Origin of the sequence: Shewanella sp. FJAT-52076, assembly GCF_019457455.1 — a bacterium.
In the GTDB taxonomy this organism is placed as follows: domain Bacteria; phylum Pseudomonadota; class Gammaproteobacteria; order Enterobacterales; family Shewanellaceae; genus Shewanella; species Shewanella zhangzhouensis.
In genome coordinates this window covers 707,903-732,866 of record NZ_CP080415.1, presented here as the reverse complement: position 1 = coordinate 732,866, position 24,964 = coordinate 707,903, and the positions used below count along the sequence as shown (strand labels likewise).

Here is a 24,964-nt window from a genome sequence, read left to right as displayed (position 1 = left end):
GAACAAAATCAAAAAATGCCTGTCTAACCCGCCATCTCCCCTACTGGCGATGTTGATTGTACGTAGCGGTTACGACCATCCTCTTTGGCCCGGTAAAGGGCCGCATCACTGGCCTCCAACAGGGCTGCCGCATCCATTCCCCGCTGCCACTGAACCAAGCCCTGAGACACGGTAATATGCGCAGCAACCTGAGAATCAGGGTGAGGTATGGCCGCTTTAGCCAGGAGTTTTGCAATACGATTGGCCACTTCCACCGCGCCTGTTAGCGTGGTTTCTGGCAGCAGCACCGCAAACTCCTCACCACCATAGCGCACCGCGAGATCCCTGGGTCTGGCCGCCACATCAGACAAGAGTTGCCCCAGTTGCCGCAGACAATCATCACCGGCCTGATGCCCGAGCGCATCATTGAGCCGTTTGAAAAAATCGATATCCAACAGAATAAGGCTTAACGGATGCCCGGTCCGGGTCGAGGCCCGAATTTCCTGAGCCAGAATTTCATCAAAATGGCGCCGGTTACTGAGGCCGGTAAGGCCGTCAAGCAAGGCCATGCGGCGAAAATGCTTCACCAACCGCCGCTTTTCCACGTTGCGCCGCACGGCTTTTTGAAACCATTTAAAAATCACCCGCTGGGCGCTCATGATGATCAAAAACATAAACAGGCTGCGCATCACGTTGAAGTAAATGCTTTCCGGGTAGACTTCGTAGCGATAGAAAGCCGAATAAAGTAAAAAAGGCGCTACCGTAGCGGCAGTCAGCTTTATGCTGGGAAAGAGCGCCACGGCCATGGCGAGACTGAGCACATCGCTGAGTGTTTCGATTCCGGGCAACACTAAAAGCCCAGAGCTTCGCAGAAACGACATGGATATCAACCAACTGATGACCAGTACCGCTAAAAAGAAGAGGTTCCAACCAAGACTTCTCGACCAGGAGACCCTGGTAAATCTGAGCCCCAGATGTAACAGGCAAAGCGTCCCCGGCAACAACATCATGGTAAAAGCGGTATCCAACCCCAAATCCAGTCCGGGGTCCAACGCGATATTGAGGCCAACAGCAGTCAGCAGCACCAGGCTGGTAAAACTCAACCATTGAAAGCTTGCCAGCATGTACTGGCGCGATTCGTCCTTGAGCGCTTCATCAAACGACAGTGATTCTTTATCCACTCAGATTTCCGATACTTACGAAGATGATTGCATGACTATAGCATGTGCTGCGCGCCATTCTAGGTGTACACAAGCATGAAGAAGTGACAAAAAAGCCGGCAAGAAGCCGGCTTTTACTGTGGTGGTTATCAGGCTGCTGCTGAAGTATCCGCCTCACTGTGGCGAATAAGGTAATCAAATGCACCAAGGCTTGCAGTAGCGCCGCTGCCCATGGCGATGATGATTTGCTTGTAGGCCGAATTGGTCACATCGCCTGCGGCAAACACACCGGGCAGCGAGGTTTGGCCTCGCTCATCCACCATGATTTCGCCGCGAGGGGTCAGCTCCAGTGTGCCCTTGAGCCACTCGGAATTGGGCACCAGACCAATCTGTACGAAGATACCTGCCAATTCAACACTGTGCACATCACCTGTGGCTCGGTCAGTGTAGACCAGGCCGGTTACCTTGTTGCCATCCCCCACCACCTCGGTGGTTTGTGCCTGGGTGATGATGTGGATATTCCCCATAGAGCGAGCCTTGCGAACCAGCACCTCATCGGCGCGCAGCTTACTGTCGAATTCCAGCACAGTCACATGCTCAACAATATTGGCAAGATCGATAGCGGCTTCGATACCCGAGTTGCCGCCACCAATCACGGCAACGCGCTTACCCTTGAACAGCGGGCCATCACAGTGAGGACAGTAAGCCACGCCGCGGCCACGGTATTCTTTCTCGCCGGGCACATTCATTTCGCGCCAGCGGGCACCGGTAGCAATCAGCACGGTTTTACCCGACAGCACAGCACCATTGGCCAGCTCCACCTGATACAGACCGTCTTTGGTCAGCTTCAGTGCCTTCTGGTTTTCCATCACATCCACATCGTAATCGCGAACGTGGGCTTCCAGACTCGCCACCAGCTTGGGGCCTTCGGTGGCTTTCACCGAGATAAAGTTTTCAATGCCAACGGTTTCAGTCACCTGGCCACCAAATCGGTCGGCAACCAGACCGGTACGCAGGCCTTTGCGGGCCGAATAGATGGCTGCAGAGGCACCGGCAGGGCCTGCACCTACAATCAATACTTCGTATGGGGCTTTCTCACTCAGGGCATCGGCTTCCCGGGCTGCGGCCTGGGTATCCACCTTAGCCAGAATTTCCTTCAGGCTGATACGCCCCTGGGAGAAAAGTTCGCCATTGAGGAACACCGAGGGTACAGCCATGATCTGCCGTAACTCCACCTCGTCCTGGAACAGGGCACCATCAATCATGGTGCTGCTGACGTTCGGATTCAGCGCAGCCATCATGTTCAGCGCCTGCACCACATCCGGGCAGTTTTGGCAGCTCAGCGAGATGAAGGTTTCAAACTTCAGCGTCTGTGGCAGTGCCTTGATTTGTTCAATAACAGCCAGATCCAGCTTGAGTGGATGACCACCAGTGTGCAGCAATGCCAACACCAGTGAGGTGAATTCGTGGCCCATGGGCAAACCGGCAAAACGAATGTCGGTTCCCTGAGCATTGGTTACCTGCATCTCAGGGGTGCGCTCGAGCCTGGCCTGGGTCACTGAAACCAACGGAGACAAGGAGGAGATGTCATTGGCCAGGTCGAGCAATTCCTGAGATTTTTTGCTGTCATCGGCAGACACCACGAGTCTGACGTCTTGCCGTAGATTTTGCAGATAGGTCTTAAGTTGCTGTTTCAAATCCGCGTTTAACATGGTGGCTCCAGATGCAAGCAAAAATAAATAACGGGGAGAAAAAGCTCCGGGCCAAATCAGGGGGAGGCCCGGAGCAAGGGGTGATGCGGGTTAAGCCTTAGATTTTGCCAACCAGGTCCAGAGAAGGCGCCAGAGTTTCATCACCTGGCTGCCACTTGGCTGGGCAAACTTCGCCATCGTGGGTAGCAACATACTGGGCAGCCTGAATCTTACGAACCAGCTCGCTGGCGCTGCGGCCGATGCCCAGGTCGTGGATCTCAGCCACTTTTACCTGACCTTCTGGGTTGATTACGAAGGTACCACGCAGGGCCAGACCTTCTTCTTCGATCATCACGCCGAAGTTACGGCTGATGATACCGGTTGGGTCAGCCACCATCGGGAATTCAATCTTGTTGATGGTGTCAGACGTGTCGTGCCACGCCTTGTGGGTGAAGTGGGTGTCGGTAGACACTGAGTAAACTTCAACGCCCATGGACTGCAACTTGGCGTAGTGATCAGCCATGTCACCCAGCTCAGTAGGACATACGAAGGTGAAGTCGGCTGGGTAGAAGAACACCACAGACCACTTGCCCAGCAGATCCTGCTCGGTCACAGGTACGAATTCGCCCTTGTGGAAAGCAGTGGCTTTGAATGGCTTGATGGTGCTGTTGATGATTGATTGAGTCATGTTTTGCTCCTTTATAAACAAACGCTTGGTTCAGTGAATTTGTCAGGGCAACGGCTTGGCGCCCCGTCGATGGAGAGCATAGTAGCCAATGGAATCAATCATTGATAACGGATAAAAACTATCACCTTAATCGGTTTTTTACTTGAACCAATCAAAAAAAGGGAAAACAGTCGTTTTCCCTTTTTCGTTACGGATCAATCAGTGCCGGGTCGTGGCAGTATCAATCAGCACTCTGCCCAGCCAGCCAATGGCTGAGTAAACGCACCCCAAAGCCGGTAGCTCCGGCTGGGCTCAGCGGTTTTTCCGATGAGGACAGGGCATTACCGGCAATATCCAGGTGCGCCCAAGGCACATCCGCGGCGAAGCGCTTGAGGAACATGGCGGCAGAAGACGCGCCGGCACTGCCTTCGGCACCGGTGTTTTTCAAATCCGCGATATGGGACTTAAGTTCATCGCCGTAGCCCTTATCCAGCGGCAAGCGCCAGAGCTTCTCACCCACGGCGGCGCCGGAGGCGGTCAAACCTGACACCAGAGCCTCTTCATCACTGAAAATACCCGCATACTCACGCCCCAGGGCTCGCACCTTGGAGCCGGTGAGGGTTGCCACATCAATCAGCACCCTTGGCTGATAATGGGTTCTGGCATACCACATGCCGTCAGCCAGAATGAGCCTGCCCTCGGCATCGGTATTCATCACTTCCACTGTCAGGCCCTGCGCGGTACGCAGCACATCGCCGGGACGCAGGGCATCACCGGAAACCATGTTTTCAGCCAGCGGCAACACGGCCACCAGATTCACCCTGGTCTTCTGCATCGCCATGGCTTTAACCGTACCCAAAATGGCAGCTGCGCCGGCCATGTCTGATTTCATGTGAGAGATGGAATCCCCCGAAGCCTTAATGTTGTATCCGCCCGAGTCAAAGGTAATGCCTTTGCCGACCATGGCAATGGGCGCCCCCTTGGCGCCTTCCCAGTGAGCCACCACAAGACGGGGGCCGCTTTCGCTGCCCTTACCGACACCGGCCAGGGCGCCCATACCCAACTTTTCTATACCCTTGGCATCCAGCACTGTCACCTTGACGCCCAGGCTCTTGAGTTTACGGGCCTCGGCGGCAAAATCTTCAGGGGTCATATCTCCTGCGGGGGTATTCACCAGATCCCTGGCAAGCACCACTCCTGCATCCACCGCAGCCAGGCGGGCATATTCGGCGGCTGCAGCTTTGGCATCCGACAGCGCGAAGCTGAGTTCACGCTCATCCTGCGTCTTGTCGGTATAGCGACCAAACTGATAGCGTTTCAAATCAAAGCCATGGGCAACTTCGGCTGCCAGATTGGCAGCGTCCGGAGCACCTTCGGCAATCAGGGTGATACGGGTGTCTTTGTGAGCCGCGAGCTTGTCGGCGAGCTTCGCACCCAGAGTATTGAGTTCGCCATCGGTCAACTTGCCATCACCCAGCCCCATCACCAGGATCCGGTTAAGTTGACTACCGGCAGGGGCCAGCACTTCCAGCATTTCCCCTTCGCCACCGTCGAAACCATTTACCTGCATGGCACGCTCAAGGTGGGTGAGACTGCCGTCGCTCATCACGCGCGCACCGGGAAAATCAGTATCCTTAACCTTAAACAGCACCAGAGTTTCGCCACTGGCAGTCAGCTCGGAGGAGAAGTTCACCTTGTCGGCCACTGCGGGCAATGAGAGTAAAGAGGCGAACAGCACAGCAAGAGTGGATTTAGAGGTTTTCAGCATGAGAACACACCTTGTTATTATGGGACTGGCAAGAATAACAAAGGAGTTTTCGGGGGGTAACCCGACCTTACGCCGGGTTAACAGAGGCTTACAATTTTCAACGTCCGCTTAACCAGGTCGTCAGTCCAGCCAGGGGCCAAATCCCAACGAGGCCTTGCCGACATTGAACTCCAATTTGGCCGACAATTCGGCCCGGGCTTGTTTCAGGCCTTCCTCTTTCAGCACGCCCGGCGTCAAGGTGGCAAATACCACCCAGTTACCGCCACTGCTGAGGCTGCCATACACATCGCAGAAGTGTTGCTGCAGTTGTTCACGGACATCACTTCTCTGACGGTGTTCTTTCCAGCAATTGAGCACCAACATACCGCCCGGTTTAAGCAGCCTCACACAGCCCTGAATAAAGCTCGCGGTGAGCTGCTTGGCATCGACGCCGTCGGCACCGTAAAGATCAGCGAAAATAATGTCGACTTTTTTATGCTCGGCGTCGCTGACAAAAACGGTGGCATCTGCCTCAATCAGATTGAGCTTTTTACCCACGGGGAGATAAAAATATTTCTTTGCAATATCAATCACCTCCCCCCTAAGCTCTACCGCTGTTAGCTTAAGCGCACCGTCAAAGCGTCGCAGGGCATGCACCAGAGCGCCGCCCCCCAAACCCAGAACAATGGCACTCTTGGGGCTGGAAAACATCAGCGACTCCAACATCACCTGCACATAGGAGTGTTTGGGCACGTGGGGCGTTTTTTTGTTGAGCTTGCTTTGCTCATCGTTGTCGCCAAAGGCAAGAATGCGCGACTCGCCATTGTCGAGTACCCTGATAGGGCCAAGGGCATCGGAAGTTTGATAGATAACCGAAAAATCAGACAAAATTTTACATCCCGGCCGCTGAATGGCCCTTCACTGGTCCCGGTGTGCCCCTTTAGAATAGAGGGCTTGTGCCGAGGTGTTTTCAAAGGGCTATTATGACAAACCAAATACTGCTTGCCTGTTTTTATTTGCTGGCTTTTTACATTATTCAGCGCAATCTCAAGCGGGTGATCAATGCGCTGGCCGAAAAGAAACAGGTCAGTGCCGCCAGAACCAGTCTTGTCAGCCGCTTTTTAACGGCGGTGTTGTTTTTTATCACACTCTCACTGATGGCCGTGTCGGTTGGGCTGGGTTATCACGATGTCGCTCTCTTTGTGTCATCCGCATTTGCCGTGCTCGGGGTGGCCCTGGTCGCTCAATGGTCCATTCTCAGTAACCTGACTGCGGGCGTGTTGATCTTTTTTGTGTTCCCCTACCGCATTGGCGATCGCATCAAGGTGGTGGACAAGGACGAAGATATTCGCGGTGTTATTCAGGAAATTGCCCTTTTTCATGTGCTTATTCAGCGGGATGACGGCAACCTTATTACTTACCCCAACAGCCAGATTCTGCAAAAATCGGTGATTAAGTTGCTGAACCCCGAGGTTTATGACAACAAAGCCCTCGACGCCAAGGCCATAGAAAGCAAGACAATAGAAGCCAAGACTCAGGAAACCCAATCCCTTGAGACCAAAGCCACTGAGACCAAAGCCACTGAGACCAAAGCCCCCGAGACCACATCTGTGGCTGCCAACGCCGAAGAAGCGCTGGAAGAGAGCGCCAAAAAAACAGTTGAGCAAAAGCCACAACCCAAGGCGCCCTAACCTGAGCGAAAAGCACAACTGTGCAAAACAGACAGAAAGAAAAAAGCGGCCCTGAGGCCGCTTTTTCTATTAGAGGGTTCGCTGAAACAGGGCGATGGCGCTTTGGTACATCTCCAGCGCCAGTGCCGGGTCATGGCGGACATCACCGTCCCGCATAAAGGCATGTTCGGCGTTCACTTCGAGCCAGCTGTGATTAACCCCATGCTGCTCCAGATTGTGCTGGATGAGCCTGCGGCCCTCGCCTGGCACGTGGGGATCTTGTTTGCCAAACACCATATAGAGTTCGCCGCGAATATCGCGGGTGCGACTGAGGGAGTCATTGCCCGGCTGACTGGGTATGGTGCCCGAGTGAATATCGGTGGCATACAGGCAAAAGGCCGCTGCTACATCCGGATTAACCGCGGCGCGATACGCCAGATGACCACCGATGCAAACACCCATGGCGCCAATTTTGCCCTGACACCATGGCTGCCGGCGAACAAAGTCCACCATGGCTGCTGTATCAGAGTCGTGGCTCTCGAGGGGCTTGGTGGCCTTGTCGCTGTTGCCCTTATCTTTGCCCTCATCATCGTAACCCAGCACAGTCCCGGCGGGGTTCAGCTCGTGAAAGATTTCCGGTACCAGTACCACAAATCCGTGCCCTGCAAGCACCGTGGCCATGCGGCTGATGGGCGCCGTTTCCTGAAAAATCTCAGAATAAAACAAAATGGCGGGAAAACTGCCGGGCCCTGCGGGTCGATAAACCCGGGTGCCCATGGGGCCGGTGGCAGTATTGATAACATGGTGTTCGGCACAGACGCGCATCGGGACCTCCTGGAATTGAAACTGCACTCAATCTAGCAAGCCCCGCTGCCGCTGTCAGCGCCGGGTATCAGAAAAGTTCGTTGCCGCAGCGCTCACCGGCCAGGGCTTTTTGCACATTGGTCAGGGTCGTGGTCGCAATGGCGCCGAGCGCTTCTTCGGTCAAAAACGCCTGGTGACCGGTAAAGACCACGTTATGGCAGGCCGACAGGCGGCGGAATACGTCGTCCTGAATGACTTCGTTGGACTTGTCTTCGAAAAAGAGTTCTTTTTCGTTTTCATACACATCGAGCCCGAGGGCTCCAATCTGGCCAACCTTCAGCGCCTCCATGGCATCAAAGGCATTCAGCAGGCCACCACGGCTGGTGTTGATGACCATGACACCCGGCTTCATTTTGGCAAAGGTCTCAGCGCGAAGCAGGTGGTGGTTTTCCCTGGTCAGCGGGCAGTGCAAGCTCACTACGTCACACAGCTTCAGTAATTCATCCAGCGCCAGATAGGGCACTCCGAGGGCTTCCACCGCTGCACTGGGGAAGGGGTCAAAAGCTACCACCTTACAACCAAAGCCCTGCAGGATACGAATGGTCGCAAGGCCAATCTTGCCCGTGCCTATTACGCCAACGGTTTTACCGTGCATGTTAAATCCCACCAGCCCTTCCAATGAGAAGTTGGCATCGCGGGTGCGCTGGTAGGCTTTGTGAATTTTACGGTTCAGGGTCAACATCAGGGCCACTGTGTGCTCGGCGACTGACTCGGGCGAATAGGCGGGTACGTTGACGACCGTCATGCCGAGACGTTTGGCTTCGTCCAAATCCACATTGTTGAAACCGGCGCAGCGCATGGCGATTACACGGGTACCGTTGCCATGGAGTTCATTAAGGACTTCAGCCGACAGCTCGTCGTTTACAAAAGCACAAATCACCTCAAAGCCGTACGCCAGCTTGACCGTTTGCATGCAGAGTCTTGAATCAAAATATTCAATATGGGCACCGAAACTGGCATTGGTGCGGTCAAAGTGCTGCATGTCGTAGTGTTTGGCGCTGAAGAATCCGATTTTCATGGTGGGCGTTCCTGGAAAAAGCCTGAATGGCCGCAGTGTAAGCCAAAATAAGCCAACTGTCGTCGCGCAAAGGGTGATGTGGATCACCTTTAGTTAAAGTCCGGGATAAGAAAAAGGCGGCCCGATTGGGCCGCCTGAAACAGGGTGTAATCACACCCACTCCGTGCTAAGGGAGATCAGTTGTCTTTGGCAAACTTGGCAGCTTCCGCACCTGCGATACGACCGAAGGTCACGATATCGGAGATGGCGTTACCGCCCAGACGGTTGGCACCATGCACACCACCAGTTACTTCACCGGCGGCGTACATACCCTTGATGAGCTTACCTTCTTTGCCCACGACCTCGGCCTTGGTGTCAATCTTCACACCGCCCATGGTGTGGTGAACAGCCGGGGCCACTTCGATGGCATAGTAAGGCGCGCTCGCCAGTTCACGTGGCATGTCGGCGCGTTCGAACTGCTCGTCTTTGCCGCTCTTCACAAAACCATTGTAGGTACCTATGGTCTTTTCAAGCTCAGCGGCAGGCATACCCAGCTTGTCGGCCAGCTCCTTCACTGTTTTGCCTTCGTTTACAATCTTGAGGTGCACGTAACCCTCAATTTTGCTCAGACTCTTGCGTACAGAGTCATCGAAAAGCAGATACGCGCTCTCACCTTTCTGCGCCAGGATTGCTGCAGATGCCTTGTCACGGGTGGTGATTTCGTTCACGAAGCGCTTGCCTTCGCGGTTAACCAGAATTGCACCGTTACCACGCACGGCTTCGGTCACCATCACACCGCCCACAGGGCTGTAGGTGGGGTGAGCCTGAACGTATTCCAGATCCACTGTGTCGGCACCCGCCTGGGTGGCCACATCCAAACCGTCCCCTGTGGCACCGGGGTGGTTGGTGGCTTTAAAGCCTTTGAGTTTGGCATCGTACTTGGCCACGCGATCGTTGTTCTTGGCAAAGCCACCGGTGGCGACCACCACGGCATCGGCCTTGATCACGTAGTAACCTGTATAGGCGCCCTGCACCAGCACACCGGTCACCTGACCGGCGCCGTCTTCCAGAATGCGGACCACGCGGCTGTTGAGGCGGATATCGGCATCACGGGCCACGGCAGCATCCCAGAGAACCTGCGCTACGTGCGCACCCACACCGGCACCACCGGTTGGGCGGTGACTGCGGTTAACGCTGGCGCCACCCATGCGGCCAACGTCATTCATGTCTGCGCCCAGGGCAGTCAGCCAATCAATAGAATCGGAAGAGTTGTTGGCCAGTACTTTTACCAGCTCAGGATTGTTGATGTTGCGGCCACCTTTCATGGTGTCGTCAATCATGATCTGCTTTTTATCAACAATGCCCAGTTTGGACTGAGGCTTGGTTTCGGCGGCGTTCATACCACCTGCGGCAAGCTTGGTGTTACCACCGGGAACGGGTTCTTTTTCAAGCACCACGACCTTGGCACCGGCATCGCGGGCAGAAACAGCGGCCGCAAGCCCGGCACCACCGGAACCTATGATGACCACATCTGTGGTTTCACGGGGACCTGCTGCTATGGCCTTATCCTGGGCAGCTTTATCAGCGTCCACAGGAACAAATTTGCGCTCCCACTTTCCAGCGAAGGGAATTTCATAGCCGAAGTTATGGCAAGCATCGCAATAAGTCACTGACTTTTCGTGGCCTTTGTGGCAGCTGGTACAGGCAATATCACCAATCAGGTGTGATTTGTGGGGAGAAACAATGCCTTCTCGCTCCCCTTCCGCCACTTCAGTAAGGCTGCCGTGGCAGCTAACGCATTGACCGTTTTCAAAGGTCAGATTGTCGTTGCTGGGGCCTTTGTCGCTTTGGTGACAGCTGTCACAACCGTTATCACCGTGGAAATCGGCCAGGTTATCGGCTCCCGCCCATGCAGTGCCCGCCATGATCCCGGAGATCAGTGCCGCCAGTACCGTTTTTTTCATCGCTCCCGTGAACATAAGTGTTCCTCCAAAAAAACTACTTATAAAGAGGTATTTTTATGGCGTGTTTTACACTTAATTACTGTTAATATTCGGAGCAAAACACTGACCACGGCAAAAATAGTAGCACTATCTAAAGGGGTATTTTTTAGAGTAAGTCACAGTCTTTCCACTGAAAATCCTATGCCCGTCGTTAATTGCAGGTGCGGGCAAGCTTTTCGCTCAAGGATTGAAGCCGGTCACAGCAGACCGCCGAAAAATGTCGACCAGGCAACACTTTATCAATAAAAGAACATCGGACTTGCTGGTTTCTCGCCGCAGAACTCCCCTGCAGGGAACACAGCTGGTATGCTGCCGTTATCAATGTCTGCAGATACAACACATGGCCAACAAAGAGCTCTCCGAATCCAGTTTTTGGGTCCAGCGAATAGGTAAAACCAGCCTCAGAGCACTGCATTTGCTCGGGGTTTGTGGTGTGGGTGGTGGTGTGCTGTTCCATCTCGCCAGGGTCGAGTGGCACGACTTTTGGCTCTTGGCCGTGGTCAGCGGCAGCCTCTTGATGGGATGGGAAATTTTGCGGGACTGGCGCTGGCTTATCCAACTGAAAGGCGTGCTCACCCTGGCAAAATTAGGCCTGCTGTGCCTGTTTGTGCCCTTTCCTGAGCACAAAGCCGTGCTGTTTGTGGTCGTTTTACTGCTGTCGGTGCTGGTATCCCATGGCCCTGCCGGGCTTCGGCATTATTCCATCTGGCACAGACGGCGTATTGAAAGCCGCAGGGAAATCAAAGGATGACCCTGGCGCCCTCACCGCTTTTCGATGCATATCCAGAGTTGTTTACCCAGACAAAGCCCCTGCAGGTACTGGATTTGGCCTGTGGCAATGGCCGCAACGGCATCTGGTTTCTGGAGCGTGGGCATCATGTTAGCTTTGTCGATCTGGAAACAACCGCACTTCCGTCCGAGATACAGGGGAATCCAGGCGCGAGCATCCACCCGTTTGACCTTGAACAAGGCAAGGCACCTCTGCTCGGACCGTTCGACGTGATATTGGTATTCAATTACTTACACCGGCCGCTCATGCCGTGGATCCGGGACTCGGTGTTGCCCGGTGGCATACTCGTTTATGAAACCTTCACCGAAGCTCAGGCCAGTATCGGCAGGCCCAAAAACCCGGCGTTTCTGCTGGGCAAAAACGAACTCAGAGAACGCTTTACTGACTGGGAACAAGTGTATTATCGTGAGGACACACCCGAGACACCCGGTGGCAGCGGCGCCTATAAAGCCAGTATCATCTGCCGCAAACCTCTGGATTAACTATGTTTCCTTACCCAGACCAATACCGTAATGCTATCCCACCGCTGATGACAGGCTTCATTGTCCTTTGGGCCCTTGTGGGGCGTGCCATTGCAGGACTCGGCAGCCCGGTCTTTTATTATCCCTTGCTGGCGATGTACCCACTCATTCTCGCCGCCCACGTCTGGCTTATTTGGCATGCACGGGGAATGCGGCGTCTCGATCAGGGATTTTATGCGCTGGTGCACTGCACCCTGGCCTTTGTGGTATGGACCTTTGCCATCATGCACTTGAGAGATGCCGGTTTGTAGCATAAATAAAAGCGGCACCAAGAAGATTCAAGGTGCCGGCTTTGGCGGAAAGGGAGATTTAGTCGTCCTTTTGGTCGAGCAAACATGATTCCTCGGACGCAAGAACCACATTGATGAACACGTAATAGATTATAAATAATCCACTCAGTGCCCCTACGATATATAGACTGATAGACCACATAAACTACCTTCTTTTATTTCGCAGGTATTTAATTAACGACATGTCTCGCTAATTAAAATTGGGAATAGATGACTACGGGTATTCAGCAACTGATTAACGCTCTTGCGTTAATTCTCCGTTATCATCTACACGATAAATAATGCAATCTGGAAATGGTTCACAAATAGCAAGCTTTGGTGCTTCTTCCTGCTGTTTGTTCTCTACATGTGACATATAAAATGGCACAGCAAATACAGTTGAAAGTGCTGCTGCAGATACCATAGTGATATATTTTTTCATAACTAAACTCTCCACGCCAAAAAAAGGCTTAATGATCCAAGGTTGATAAATGGCTGCAGAATGCCGTGCGTCAGTCGCCAGTCGATATACGAGTGGGAGATGCTCACACATTCAGCAGTTAACACATTAATTATCAACCGACCCGGCCACGGGGATGCGCCATTGCTTTTTGCGACCAGCGGATTAGCAACTCAAAGCGACTCAGGGTAAGGCGTCTTTGTTGTGCGCAACCGGGCCAGTTGATGAGTTCAACATTAGGCCCGGGCGTTCTGATTTGGCGACAAGGAAAAGGTTACGAAAAAGTGACGAACAAACAAGTCGCTGATTTAATTAACTAAAAATATATCAGTATTGGCATGAGCCAACACAGACAAGAGCACTTGGTTGTTGTTTGTCATTGAGAGTGTGTTCATAGACACATTGGTAATTTGTATTGGATGCGCAAACTCTCTGTCATTATTGACGTCCAGCTCCATTAGTTTGGTTAAACCATCATCACCTTTCAGGTACCAGATTTTGCCTTGGGCCACATGCCAACCACCTGAAAAGAGGGGCGTGATTTTATCGGTTACCTGCGTTTCCACACCCTGGATTAACTTCCATATTCCCGAACTGTTCATTTTAGAATAGTAAAACTCGCCTGATGCTCTATCGAACTTTCCAGAAAAACCACTTTCTGCCAACAGATTGAGTGTTTTTCCAGTTCGCATATCCACCAGTTGAAGTTGACGTTTCCCAGCCTCAGAAGAGAACAGCACTAATTCATCATCATTCATCCCAAATGAAATATTTCTCACCGAGGTTCTTCCAGGAATAAAATGAATTGCCGACTTGGCAATGTCCAAGGTAAAGGCAGCTCCATTAATAGTACCAGCAAGCAATTTACCATTCGGGGAAAATATCAGTTCGTCTATAAATGAAAACCGGTCAAAGTGGGTGAGTTTGATTTCTTCACCTTTCTGTTTCCTCAGCCATATTTGTGGCAAACCGGTTCGATTGGAGACGAAAGCCGTCAAGGCGCCGTCTGGACTGATGGCACCACGATAATCACGGCGACTGGATGACACCCATGGCTCGGGTTTGGTATTGCCCGGCGCTGACCAATGCCACAGCTCTTCTTCCATCAACTCGCCGACGACAGCGGCCGTTTGTCCCTTGCTGTTTGAGCGAGGAGAGTTGATTTCCTGAAGTATCTTGGTCAGACGAACGCGCTCGTTGGTATCTAAATCGAAACGGTGCAGCTGGCCTTCTTCCGCCCTATAGATCAAACCCTTACCATCTGCCGACCAGGCTACGCTCTTTAATGGGTAACCCACCTTAAGCACCTGGCGCCATTCTCCGGTACTGAAGTTAAAGACCATCAACTGGGTATCAAACCAGCTTAAGTTTCTCAGTACCGCCATTTGCGACTTATCCGGCGACAGGCTAAGGCCATAATCCCCGCGACCTATGCTGTGGGGGCGGCTGAGTTGTTCTTTCTTTAAGGTATTCAGATTGACCTGATAAATCTTTTTAAAATCTTCAATGCCGTCCGAGTCCACGAAGTAGAGCTCCTGCCCCCTTATGGCCAACGCACTGGATTGGGTGGCTTTGTCACACTGGGAAACGACCTTGGCGTTTCGGGTCAGCAAATCCAGCAGAATCAGCTCACAGCGACCTTTACCATCAAAGTTCAGGTACGCCAAATGGCCACCATCATCGCTCCAGGCCGGATAGCGCTGGTTATAAGCTGTTGGAGAGTTGTCAGCCAGTGAAACTTGCCCCGTGGTCAGGTCCTGTATCAGAACACGCCACTCTTTTGCATTGAGATCCCGAAAGGCAAATGCCAGCTTGTTGCCATCCGGTGATAACACGGGATCGACCTCCTGCCCCTCCAGTGAGGTTATAGGCAACAATGAAGCTATGCTGTCTTGCACGGGTTCGGCTTTTGACTTGTCGCTCTGGGTCACAGTATCCCAAACGACGAATGCCAACACAGACAGGAGTACGCCCGCCAATGCGTAAGTCGCCAGGATGAGATGACCAGGCTTTTGCTTGACAGGCACAGGCTTAATATCTGCTGCCATTGCTGAGGAGTCATGCTGCTGGCTGTCTTTAATGTCTATCGGCGCCACGGGAGCCTTTGCATGCCGGACTTCCGAAGTGTGCGTCAAATCAGCAGGTGTTACAGCCTGTCCTTCAAGTGATTCCACCTCTGCTATCAGCAAATAACCGACCTTGGGGACAGTTTGAATAACCTGTTGGCTTCGGGCGTCATCGCCCAAGGCACTTCTCAGCTGCGCAATAATCCTGTTGATGGCATTGTCGGAGACTTGGCCACCGCGCCACACTTCCCTGATAAGCTCGTCGCGACTGACTGGACGACCGGCACGCTCAAGCAGACACACCAATACCTGCATCACCCGAAGTTCGAGTTTGGTGTCAGAGCCATTTTTGGCAATCACACACCGCTCTGGGATAACCATGAAGGGGCCGAGGCGGTATTTTTTATTATTAAACATGCTGTTCGCTTTGTTACTCAGTCTTTATTTTTGTGTTATTTAATCAATATCGGCGAAGGAGTGGAAGCAAAGAACCAAGAAAGCCTGCTTTAGGCTTGCCGCCCTTTGCCCCCTTGGGTATCTTAAGCGCCCCTAACGCCGTGCCGAGAACCATGATGGACGATTTCAGCTACAATCCCCCCATAGACCCCTGGCTGGACATATTGCATCAGGACAAGGACATCATAGTGATCAATAAGCCCAGCGGTTTATTGTCGGTACCGGGCCGGGATCCCATTCACCATGACAGCGCCTGGAGCCGGATCAAGGCCGAACATCCCAATAGCCAGGTGGTTCACAGACTCGACATGGCGACCTCCGGGGTGATGGTGTATGCGCTGCGAAAGAGTGCCGAAGTCGAACTGAAACGCCAATTTCGCGACCGCGAAACCCACAAAACCTACTTTGCCCGGGTGGCTGGTCATGTCAAAGCTGATTGCAGCGTGGATTTACCACTGATTTGTGATTGGCCCAACAGACCAAGGCAGAAAGTAGACCATGAGATTGGCAAACCCTCGCTGACCCATGTCGACGTCATCAGTTACGGCAAGCGCTCCACCCTGGTTAAGCTGACACCTATTACCGGACGCAGCCATCAGCTAAGAGTACATATGATGGCCCTTGGTCATCCCATTCTCGGTGATGGCTTTTACGCCGACCCACTGGCCAAGTCCCTTGCCGATCGCTTACTGCTTCATGCCGCGAGTCTCAGCTTTACCCACCCTTACAGTGGCGAGGCCATGACCTTCAGCACAGAAGTTCCCTTCGCAGAGGCGACGACTAATCAGTAAAGTCACCTTTTCACTGGAAAAATAATACTGAAGCCCGTAAATTATTGTTCAATCATTCGGTAGTTAGAGCAGTTAGCAGTGGATACATCATTTCAGCGCGATCAGTTGGACAACCAGATCCTCGAGGCCCTGATGGCCGATGCCCGCACCCCCTTTGCTGAATTGGCAAAGCGTTTTGGTGTCAGCGCCGGCACCATTCACGTTCGGGTAGAAAAGATGAAGCAGGCCGGCATCATCACCGGCGCCCAAATCACTGTTAATCCCAAAGCCCTGGGTTACGACGTTTGCTGCTTTATCGGCATTAACCTTAAAAGCGCCGGTGACTATCCCGCCGCCATTTCCAAACTCAATGCCCTGGAAGAAGTGGTAGAGGCCTATTACACCACAGGTAATTACAGCATCTTCGTGAAAGTCATGTGCCAGTCCATCGACAGTCTGCAGCATGTGCTCATTAATCGCATCCAGTCCATCGCCGAAATTCAGTCAACCGAGACCCTGATAAGTCTGCAAAACCCCATAGTGCGGGCGGTTAAACCCTGATTGGGATATAGCAATAAAAAAACACCGGACTCAAGTCCGGTGTTTTTTTATTGGCTGAGTCAGAGCTCAAAGACCTTGGTCATCACCTTATAAAGCTCGGTGCCCTGATGTACCGAAGCCGAGGCAAAATGCAGTATGGGCACGCCATCTTCAGGCAGACGCAGCACAGTCAGCTCTTCACCTGTACCGTAGAGATCCAGTCTTAACAGGTTCACCAAGGGATCGCTTGCCTTCATCGGCACGCCCACCTTGCCAAGGTATTCCACCATACCCGCTTTGGGGGCATGAAACTTACGATAGTTTTTCAGGAAACAACCATAGCGTTTCATGGGTTTGGGCAACACGGTTTCGGCAATCACACCACGATGGCTCAAATAGGCCAGAATACCTTCCGCATCTTCCAGCGCATCATCCAAATCTATGCGTTCCTGACTGCCAAGCTCCAGGGTTAATGCCGAGACTCTCACCCCAAGTTCACGACCATGGCTGGAAGCCACCTCGGCCAGTGTCCACCAGGGAACAAAAGCCGCCTCATCCATGGCGCCGCCAAAGCTGTTGGGAATGAGCAAGGTATAAGGTATTGAAAAATATTGGGCGGCGCTGCGTTCATATTCCGGGCAATACAGATGCTTGCATGACTTGGGGCCGGTATGCAGGTCGAGTACTATGTCGGCCCTGTGAGCCATGGATTGCAGCGTAACCGCAAGCCTGTGCCCTGTGGTAACCCCCCAGGGACTATTCAGTCTGCGGGCACATTCTTCCACCAGGGTGGCGCGAAATGCAGTGATAAGCGACTCGTCATCCAGATGGGCGTGTTCCTGATACCAGACCTCGATATTAAACCCATGGTCCAGATACTCGCGGTTCCAATTGACCCCGGTAATAGGGTCGAAACGGCCGAGGGTAAACTCGCCACTTTTTTGGTTGATACCCAGTGGGTTTGCCAGCGGCACCAGAATGATATCCCCCAGAAGCTCGTAGTGCTCAAGGAGTTTCATCAGCTGATAGATCACCGCATTGCCCTGCACCTCTGCGCCATGGACATTGGCCTGAATATACACACTGGGGCCGGCCCCCTTGCCTTTAAAGCGATACACAGGCAAAGACAGTGGCTGACCCGCAGCCAGCTCACCGACCCGAACTTCGTGTTTATCGACGCGCATTATGCCTGACCTTCAAACAGGTTCTCGTGCAGCGCCTTCACGACCTGCGCCGCTTCACTCTCTGCTACCAGAACGCACAGGTTATGGGGGCTCGCGCCCTGACAGATCATCCGCACATTGTGGTTTTCGAGCACAGTAAACACCTGACGGCAAATCCCCGGCGTGCTGGCGATACGGTTACCAATAATGGCCACCAGCGCCAGATTGTCCTCGACCCGAACCCGGCAGTGCTGAGACAGCTCCTGCAGCAAGGCTTCACTGAGCAAACCGCTGCCGGTGGAGTCTGAGCCGGTTTTATCCAACGTCAGTGACACGTTCACTTCTGAGGTGGTGATAAGGTCAACCGAGATTTTATGACGCGCCAGAGTCGCAAAGGTCTCAGCCAGGAAACCGCGGGCATGGAGCATCTGCAGGCTGTGCAGGTTCAACAACGTCTGATCGCGGCGCACGGCCACTGCGCGGTAAATAGGGGGATTTTCTACCTGATGGCGTATCCAGGTGCCGCCCTTTTCTGGTTCGCGGCTTGACCCTACAAACACCTGAATTTGCTGACGTACGGCCGGCAAAATCGTGGCAGGGTGCAATACCTTGGCACCGAAAGTAGCCATTTCGGCCGCTTCATTGAAGCTGATTTCGGCAATGGGTCTGGCGTTGGGAGCCAGGCGCGGGTCTGTGGTGTAAATACCGGCCACATCGGTCCAAATCTCTACAGCATCGGCACGCAGGGCCTCAGCCAGCAGGGCGGCAGAATAATCGCTGCCACCGCGACCCAGGGTGGTGGTGCGACCTTCTGCATCGGCACCGATAAAGCCCTGTGTTACCACTATGTCCCGTTCGAGCAATGGCTGCAGGAAATCCCTGGCCAGTGCCGCTATATCTTCAATCTGAGGTTCCGCGCGGCCGAAGTGGCTGTCGGTTCGCATGACCTGACGCACATCGAAACTGCTGCTCTTGGCACCCTGCTGCCTCAGCACCGCTGAGAACAGCAGCGCAGAGCATTGCTCTCCCATGGACAGGAGCTCGTCCATGATAGCTTTGCTGCGATTGAGGATGAGCGACTCGCTCAGCACAGAAATGCGTGATAACAGGGCATCCAGCGCGGCAGCCACATCCTGTGGGCGCTCCAGCTTATCGAGGATGGCATATTGAATTTGCGCAATCTGCTTGAGCAGTTGCAGGCGACGCTCATCGGTCACTGTGGCCTGGGTCAGCTCTACCAGCAAGTTGGTCACACCGCTGGATGCACTGACTACCACCAAACGGGTAGCAGAATTGGCCAGCACTATGGCGGCACAGCGTGACATGGCATTGAAGTCGGCGACCGAGGTGCCACCGAATTTGGCTACAACAAGAGACATCAGCACACCTCCATCGACGGCGAGTGGAAGACAGCGACATTCAAGCTAAAACGGGTTTTCATGAGTAATCTCCGAACTGACTTCGTTCGAAGAGCCTGGTGCAAAGATACGGCACCCCAAAAGGAGGGAAAAGCGATCGTCACCAGAAGCTCTCCACCAAATAACAGGTGACAATCGTCAGGATTCAGCCTGAACGACCGACAAAACGCACTCAAGCACGTGGTTTTGCCTCGGCGCCAATCTCCCTCACAGGTCGTCTTCGGAGTGATTGCTCCTCAAACCTGCTACCTAGTTGACGCTCCTCTTCTGTGCCTTCCGCGGGGAAGGGACGAAAAAAGTAGCAATAAAGCGGTATTCAAGTCAATGCGAAATTATGCAACTTGAAAAAATGCTGTGTTCACAGAAACTGGAATCCCAATGATGCCACACCCTCTGCCCTGTCGGTTGGTACCAACTCAGGCAATTCATGCACCAGCCGAACCCGGGAGCGGAAGGACCCCAGCTTCTTGGGTTCGCTGTCCATTCGGCAGGGAAGCAACATCAGCTCGTCCCGCATCACATAATAGAGCGCATTTTGCCGGTATTTATGAGCCAAACGAACGCTGTCGTCAGGTTCCATAAACACGGCCCAACTTTTTTCCATGTGGGATAACTGCTCATTGGTGCCGACCAGGGCACGATAAGGCACGCCCAAAGCTTCTATATCCCTTAACAGTTGCCGGTCAAGCAAACGGTTTTGGCAGGCATCCAGGAGCTCACCCATGGGGTTAAAGGCCGTGATAATGGCAAAGTGTGCGTGGGGAGAAAGGTGTTGAGTCAACAAGAAACTTGCCGACTGATAGATGTTCCAAAGCTGCTGTGAATGATTTTCCATGTCAGTGATAATCATGCAAAAGAACCTGAGATAGTTTAGCAGACTCTGTTACGCTGCCTAGCCTTGTGAGCTGGATCTCATTCCGACCATCATCAGTTCATATATTATTCAATAACATAAGCAATATTAATGATAATTAATCGGCGACTACAAAGGATTTGTTAACATTTCAATTGTTAACAAATGCCTAAAACGAGTACAATTGACAGCGTTAGCCATCCAAATCATTCAGCCGTTCATTTGATACAGGCTGTTACAAATTTTCCGCTGATGTCAGTAACTTGGCTAAACAACTGTACAAAATGTGATCCATATTCAATTTAACATTTATACTTTGAAAAAAAATAACGACTTGGGAACTTCAGCAAGTAGTTTTTTATCGAAGTGAGTACAGTTCGCGCTTCCCTTTGAGGGAGGATTATTGAACTAGTCGTAGAGTGTGCCCCAAGGCGTTGTCTCTTTACCTCCTCAGGTTATTTGGGTCTTGCCGGAATAAAAAAGCAGGGCCTGGCTGACAGTCAGCCGACACACCCGATTAGCACAGATTTGTTTTAAATTTAGGTACTTGATTATGCAAAATCCGCACATTCTGATCGTAGAAGACGAAGCCGTTACCCGTAATACATTAAGAAGTATTTTTGAGGCCGAGGGATATGTGGTGACTGAGGCCAACGATGGCGCAGAAATGCATAAAGCCTTGCAGGAAAATAAAATCAACCTGGTGGTGATGGATATCAACCTGCCAGGTAAAAACGGGCTGTTGTTGGCACGCGAACTGCGTGAAATCAACAACATTGGCCTGATTTTCCTGACTGGCCGTGACAACGAAGTGGACAAGATCCTGGGTCTTGAAATTGGCGCGGACGATTATATTACCAAGCCGTTCAACCCACGTGAGCTGACCATTCGTGCCCGTAACCTTCTGACTCGCGTCAATAGCGCTGGCGCCGAAGTCGAAGAAAGAGCCGCGGTCGAGGTTTATCGTTTCAATGACTGGAGCCTGGAAATCAACAGCCGCTCTCTGGTCAGCCCAACCGGTGAGTCTTATAAACTGCCACGCAGCGAATTCCGTGCCATGCTGCACTTCGTTGAAAACCCTGGCAAAATTTTGAGCCGCGCCGATCTGTTGATGAAGATGACCGGCCGTGAACTCAAGCCACATGACCGTACCGTAGACGTGACTATCCGTCGTATCCGTAAGCACTTCGAAAGCCAGCCGGACACGCCAGAAATCATCGCCACCATCCACGGTGAAGGCTATCGCTTCTGCGGTAACCTGGACGAATAAGGGATAACCCCTCTTTAAAAAGCCAATCTTCGGATTGGCTTTTTTTATTATATTTCCCAAAGATACAAGCCTCTGCGCTGTTCCGGCACATGTTCGTAAAGCCAATAACGCCGTACAAAAAAGGCCTGTCGATGACAGGCCTTTTTATTAGGGTTGGAGTTCAGCCATCGCTCAGCGCTTAAGCTCGCTGTCGAGGAAATCTGCCAGGGTGCGATACAGGTGGGTACGCACCTTCTCACCGCGCATCGAGTGCTTGGAGCCGGGGTAATCCACTATACGGAACAGCTTGCCTTCGTCCTGCAACGCCTTGTAAACCCGGGTCGAGTTTTCAAACAGCACGTTATCATCCGCCATACCGTGGTACATCAAAAGCCCGCCCTGATAGCCGCCGACATGGGGGAACACGCTCGCCTTGTCGTAACCCTCGCCGTTGCGGTCCGGATGGCCCATATAGCGCTCGGTGTAATGAGTATCGTACAGGCGCCAGTCGGTCACAGGGGCGCCGGAAATCGCCGCTTTAAAGTGGCTTGGCGCCTTAAAGAGACTCATGAGTGCCATGTAACCGCCATAGCTGTGGCCGTAAATCGCCACCTTATCCCCTGCCACAAAGGGCAGCGTGCGCAGGTAATCCACCCCGGCCATCTGGTCGCGCACCTCGGCATCACCGAGGTTTTGGTAAATCACATACTCGAACTTGGTGCCGCGATTAGCCGAACCGCGGTTATCCAGCTGAAACACCAGATAATCGTTTTGCAGCAGGTACTGGGTAAAGTAATCCTGCTCGCTCCAGCTGTTGGTCACCAGCTGCGCGTGGGGGCCGCCATAAACCCGCACCACCACAGGGTACTTTTTGGCGGCATCGAAATTCACCGGCTTGAACAGACGGTAATGCAGCGCCTGACCATCGTCGGTCTTCAGCGTGCCAAACTCGGGCAGCTGCCACAGACCGGCAAAGGGATACAGTGGGTGGCCAGCTTTGACGGCGTTTTCTTCCACCCAGGCCAGATGCTTACCGGCCGAATCGTGCAAACTCACCTGCGGCGGCTGTGACAGGCTGTTGAAGTAATCCAGATATACAGGGCAGTTTTCAGCAAACACGGTGCCGTGCATACCGGCTTCGGTTGAGAGACGTTCAATCTCGCCGCCCTTGAGGCTCACCCGGTACAGATGACGCTCAATGACCTTATCCTTGCGGCCACTGAAGTACACAAGGCCTGCCTTTTCATCAACATAGGCAATACCATCCACAGTCCAGTCACCCTTGGTAAGCTGACGCTTAACCTTGCCCCTGGCATCGAACAGGTAAATATGGCTGAATCCATCTCGCTCTGAGGCCCAGAGGAAATCGCCGCTATCCTTTAAAAAGCGCAGGTCGTTATTGAGGTTCACCCAGGCCTTGCTGGTTTCTTTCACCAGCAGCTCTGTCTTGCCGGGGTTTGCCACCGCCACTTTACGCAGCTCCAGGGTCTGTTGGTCACGGCTTTGCCATTGGAAACTGAGCTCAGTGCTGTTTGGCAGCCATTTCACCCGCGGCAGGTAGATATCTTTCTCTTTGCCCAAATCCACCCAGTCGGCCTTGCCATCACCCAAGGCAACAATCCCCAGAGCGATTTCCACGTTGTCCTTGCCAGCATAGGGGTAGCGCTGCTCGGTGAGCTTAATACCATCGGCATAGATTTCATTGCGGGTCACCAGCTCCACCGGCGACTCATCGATACGGGTAAAGGCAATGCGCGCTTCATCAGGCGACCACCAGTAGCCGGTCATGCGATCCATTTCTTCCTGAGCCACAAATTCGGCCATGCCGTTTTTGACAGCGCCGCCACCGTCTTTGGTGAGCTGTGTGAGCTTATTGCTTGCCAGCTCATACACATAGAGGTTTTGCTCCTTGATAAAGGAGACATAGTTGCCCTTGGGCGACAGCTTGGCATCGGTGACAAAACCTTCACCAGTAGCAAGCAGACGCACATCGCCGCTCTTGGGGGTAAAGTAATACAGCTGCCCGGCAGCCGGGATCAGCAGCGCCTCGCCGTCTTTGGCCCAGAAGTACTCCATAATACCCTGGCCATAGATGCGCTGGCGCTCGCGGCGGGCCTTTTCTTCATCGGAAAGCTCGCCGCCCGCCAGTTTGTCGGCATCCAGCAGCAGGCTTACCTGGCCGCTCGCCACGTCCATCTGCCACAAATCATAGAAGTGTTGATTGTCGGCGCGGCCCTTCAAAAAGGTGACCTTGCTGCCATCGGGAGACAGCGCCAGACCACGGGGGCTGCTGCCCGCCAATGCAGGGGAGGCATACATGCGCTCGATTGCCAGAGGTTCAGTTCCTGCGCCCGGAAAGGCCGGCGCAGCCTGAATGGAGACGGCAACGCCCGCCAACATCAATGAAGCCACGATTTTTTTAATCATTGTTTTTTCCATGGGTGGTTCGTGAGGTGTGTAATTCAAATCAGTTATCGACTGTAAGCCAACCATTCTGCCCGAAAACTTCGGCCCTGCCAAAGTAATAGCCGATGGCAAAGCCACTGAAAATATCACCAATCTCAGGTATCATTAGCGCCAGAATTATTCCAAAGACCTCCCAAAATTTGTCTAATCAGAAGGACACAAGATGCAGACCCTGTCCCAATCCCTCAAGCAAAGCGCTATCAGTGAGGAACTTGCCAGCCTGTTAACCGTACTGGCCAACACCTCCAAAGACATCAGCCAGGCCGTGCGCCGTGGCGCTCTTGCCGGCGTGCTCGGCGTAGCCGGCACCGAAAACGTGCAGGGTGAAGATCAGAAAAAGCTCGACGTTATCACCAACGACATGCTGAAAGACGCATTGGCTGCCCAAGGCTCTGTGAAGGCGCTCGCCTCTGAAGAAGAAGATGAGATAGTACCGCTGGCGCAAGATGGCCAGTTTCTGGTGTGCTTCGACCCACTGGATGGTTCATCCAATATCGACATCAACTCACTGGTGGGCACCATTTTCTCTGTTCTGCCAGCCCCAAGCGGTGACGTAAGTGAGCAAAGCTTCCTCCAATCCGGTCGCAAACAAGTGGCCGCAGGTTATGTGCTTTATGGCCCATCCACCATGCTGGCGCTGACCACAGGTCAGGGCGTGCAGCTCTTCACCCTCGACCCGGTAAGCGGCGACTATCTGCTAACTGTAGATGGCGTGCAAATAAGCCCAGACACAGGCGAGTTTGCCATTAATATGTCCAACCAGCGCTTTTGGGAGCCGGGCATGCAGGCTTATATTGCCGACCTGATCCAGGGCAAAGAAGGCCCGCGCGGCAAGAACTTCAACATGCGCTGGATTGCAGCCATGGTGGGCGATGTGCACAGGGTGCTGTGCCGCGGCGGCCTGTTCACCTACCCTACCGACACCAAGGACCCGAAAAAGCCATTCAAACTGCGCCTGATGTACGAGGCTAATCCAATGGCATTCTTGGTTGAACAGGCGGGCGGCAAGGCCAGCACCGGCTACGAGACCATTCTGGACATAGCGCCCAGCGAAATTCACCAGCGCGTGGCGGTAATTTTAGGCTCGGCCAACGAGGTTGATGCCTGTCTCGGTTACCACAAATAAGGCTCAAGTTAGTCTTTAGTGCAATGGCGGCGGCCTTTG

At 53.1% G+C, this 24,964-nt stretch carries 21 protein-coding genes, 1 pseudogene and 1 riboswitch; of the genes and pseudogenes, 8 read left to right on the top strand and 14 right to left on the bottom strand.

Annotated elements, in window-relative coordinates; translation table 11 throughout:
- Window positions 1–23: 23 nt before the first annotated feature.
- The 5 genes from K0H79_RS03145 to K0H79_RS03125 all read right to left on the bottom strand — a co-directional run bounded on the left by K0H79_RS03145 (window position 24) and on the right by K0H79_RS03125 (window position 6,132).
- The gene (locus K0H79_RS03145; RefSeq protein ID WP_220077280.1) at window positions 24–1,160 is read right to left on the bottom strand and encodes a GGDEF domain-containing protein; all 1,137 of its coding nucleotides are present in this window, start codon (window positions 1,158–1,160) and stop codon (window positions 24–26) included.
- 128 nt (window positions 1,161–1,288) lie between these two features.
- Entirely contained in the window at window positions 1,289–2,851 is a 1,563-nt protein-coding gene (gene ahpF, locus K0H79_RS03140) for an alkyl hydroperoxide reductase subunit F (protein WP_220077279.1), read from the bottom strand.
- 97 nt (window positions 2,852–2,948) lie between these two features.
- On the bottom strand, window positions 2,949–3,518 hold the full coding sequence (gene ahpC / locus K0H79_RS03135; RefSeq protein WP_011758735.1) for an alkyl hydroperoxide reductase subunit C: 570 nt from the start codon (window positions 3,516–3,518) through the stop codon (window positions 2,949–2,951).
- A gap of 220 nt (window positions 3,519–3,738) precedes the next feature.
- On the bottom strand, window positions 3,739–5,265 hold the full coding sequence (locus K0H79_RS03130) for a leucyl aminopeptidase (RefSeq protein WP_220077278.1): 1,527 nt from the start codon (window positions 5,263–5,265) through the stop codon (window positions 3,739–3,741).
- A 120-nt stretch (window positions 5,266–5,385) separates the two neighbouring features.
- Window positions 5,386–6,132, bottom strand: a complete 747-nt coding sequence (locus tag K0H79_RS03125) for a spermidine synthase (protein WP_220077277.1) — start codon at window positions 6,130–6,132, stop codon at window positions 5,386–5,388.
- Window positions 6,133–6,227: 95 nt separating this feature from the next.
- On the opposite strand from K0H79_RS03125, the pseudogene K0H79_RS03120 reads away from it, so the two are divergent.
- Window positions 6,228–6,704, top strand: a pseudogene (locus K0H79_RS03120) (mechanosensitive ion channel family protein); the annotation flags it as partial.
- A 300-nt stretch (window positions 6,705–7,004) separates the two neighbouring features.
- Here K0H79_RS03120 and K0H79_RS03115 read toward each other — a convergent pair.
- The 3 genes from K0H79_RS03115 to fccA form a co-directional block, all read right to left on the bottom strand.
- On the bottom strand, window positions 7,005–7,739 hold the full coding sequence (locus tag K0H79_RS03115) for a dienelactone hydrolase family protein (RefSeq protein ID WP_220077275.1): 735 nt from the start codon (window positions 7,737–7,739) through the stop codon (window positions 7,005–7,007).
- A 67-nt stretch (window positions 7,740–7,806) separates the two neighbouring features.
- The gene (locus K0H79_RS03110; RefSeq protein WP_220077274.1) at window positions 7,807–8,796 is read right to left on the bottom strand and encodes a 2-hydroxyacid dehydrogenase; all 990 of its coding nucleotides are present in this window, start codon (window positions 8,794–8,796) and stop codon (window positions 7,807–7,809) included.
- 176 nt (window positions 8,797–8,972) lie between these two features.
- Window positions 8,973–10,754 carry a fumarate reductase flavoprotein subunit FccA gene (fccA, locus tag K0H79_RS03105; RefSeq protein ID WP_220077273.1) on the bottom strand — a complete coding sequence of 594 codons (1,782 nt, stop codon included), beginning with the start codon at window positions 10,752–10,754 and terminating at the stop codon, window positions 8,973–8,975.
- Window positions 10,755–11,118: 364 nt separating this feature from the next.
- On the opposite strand from fccA, the gene K0H79_RS03100 reads away from it, so the two are divergent.
- Genes K0H79_RS03100 through K0H79_RS03090 form a run of 3 tightly spaced genes read left to right on the top strand, consistent with a single transcriptional unit; the run spans window position 11,119 to window position 12,340 of the window.
- Entirely contained in the window at window positions 11,119–11,529 is a 411-nt protein-coding gene (locus K0H79_RS03100) for a hypothetical protein (protein WP_220077272.1), read from the top strand.
- A complete protein-coding gene (locus K0H79_RS03095) occupies window positions 11,526–12,050 on the top strand; it encodes a bifunctional 2-polyprenyl-6-hydroxyphenol methylase/3-demethylubiquinol 3-O-methyltransferase UbiG (protein ID WP_220077271.1) in 525 nt (174 codons plus the stop codon). Before K0H79_RS03100 ends, K0H79_RS03095 begins: the two co-directional genes overlap by 4 nt.
- Before the next feature lie 2 nt (window positions 12,051–12,052).
- Window positions 12,053–12,340 carry a hypothetical protein gene (locus K0H79_RS03090; protein WP_220066732.1) on the top strand — a complete coding sequence of 96 codons (288 nt, stop codon included), beginning with the start codon at window positions 12,053–12,055 and terminating at the stop codon, window positions 12,338–12,340.
- A gap of 274 nt (window positions 12,341–12,614) precedes the next feature.
- Here K0H79_RS03090 and K0H79_RS03085 read toward each other — a convergent pair whose 3' ends face one another.
- A complete protein-coding gene (locus K0H79_RS03085) occupies window positions 12,615–12,800 on the bottom strand; it encodes a hypothetical protein (RefSeq protein WP_041409663.1) in 186 nt (61 codons plus the stop codon).
- A 326-nt stretch (window positions 12,801–13,126) separates the two neighbouring features.
- Window positions 13,127–15,301, bottom strand: a complete 2,175-nt coding sequence (locus tag K0H79_RS03080; RefSeq protein ID WP_220077270.1) for a winged helix-turn-helix domain-containing protein — start codon at window positions 15,299–15,301, stop codon at window positions 13,127–13,129.
- 155 nt (window positions 15,302–15,456) lie between these two features.
- Between K0H79_RS03080 and rluA the strand changes: the two genes are divergently transcribed.
- Both rluA and asnC read left to right on the top strand, forming a co-directional pair.
- A complete protein-coding gene (rluA, locus tag K0H79_RS03075; RefSeq protein WP_220078074.1) occupies window positions 15,457–16,131 on the top strand; it encodes a bifunctional tRNA pseudouridine(32) synthase/23S rRNA pseudouridine(746) synthase RluA in 675 nt (224 codons plus the stop codon).
- Between the two features lie 78 nt (window positions 16,132–16,209).
- Window positions 16,210–16,671 carry a transcriptional regulator AsnC gene (asnC, locus tag K0H79_RS03070; RefSeq protein ID WP_011758723.1) on the top strand — a complete coding sequence of 154 codons (462 nt, stop codon included), beginning with the start codon at window positions 16,210–16,212 and terminating at the stop codon, window positions 16,669–16,671.
- 59 nt (window positions 16,672–16,730) lie between these two features.
- On the opposite strand, the gene K0H79_RS03065 is transcribed toward asnC, so the two are convergent.
- The 3 genes from K0H79_RS03065 to K0H79_RS03055 form a co-directional block, all read right to left on the bottom strand.
- Window positions 16,731–17,834, bottom strand: a complete 1,104-nt coding sequence (locus K0H79_RS03065; protein WP_220077269.1) for a succinylglutamate desuccinylase/aspartoacylase family protein — start codon at window positions 17,832–17,834, stop codon at window positions 16,731–16,733.
- Window positions 17,834–19,192 (bottom strand): lysine-sensitive aspartokinase 3, encoded by a 1,359-nt coding sequence (lysC, locus tag K0H79_RS03060; protein WP_220066729.1) that lies wholly within the window; start codon window positions 19,190–19,192, stop codon window positions 17,834–17,836. Before lysC ends, K0H79_RS03065 begins: the two co-directional genes overlap by 1 nt.
- A gap of 138 nt (window positions 19,193–19,330) precedes the next feature.
- A riboswitch (Lysine riboswitch) is annotated at window positions 19,331–19,506 on the bottom strand.
- Between the two features lie 83 nt (window positions 19,507–19,589).
- Window positions 19,590–20,066 (bottom strand): DUF3293 domain-containing protein, encoded by a 477-nt coding sequence (locus K0H79_RS03055; RefSeq protein WP_220078073.1) that lies wholly within the window; start codon window positions 20,064–20,066, stop codon window positions 19,590–19,592.
- 571 nt (window positions 20,067–20,637) lie between these two features.
- Between K0H79_RS03055 and arcA the strand changes: the two genes are divergently transcribed.
- Complete coding sequence (gene arcA, locus K0H79_RS03050; protein ID WP_011758719.1) at window positions 20,638–21,354, top strand: two-component system response regulator ArcA; 717 nt, start codon at window positions 20,638–20,640, stop codon at window positions 21,352–21,354.
- 171 nt (window positions 21,355–21,525) lie between these two features.
- Here arcA and K0H79_RS03045 read toward each other — a convergent pair whose 3' ends face one another.
- Window positions 21,526–23,733: a S9 family peptidase gene (locus K0H79_RS03045; RefSeq protein WP_258405518.1), complete on the bottom strand. Its 2,208-nt coding sequence runs from the start codon at window positions 23,731–23,733 to the stop codon at window positions 21,526–21,528.
- A gap of 229 nt (window positions 23,734–23,962) precedes the next feature.
- Between K0H79_RS03045 and K0H79_RS03040 the strand changes: the two genes are divergently transcribed.
- Complete coding sequence (locus K0H79_RS03040; RefSeq protein ID WP_220077267.1) at window positions 23,963–24,925, top strand: class 1 fructose-bisphosphatase; 963 nt, start codon at window positions 23,963–23,965, stop codon at window positions 24,923–24,925.
- Window positions 24,926–24,964 lie beyond the last annotated feature (39 nt).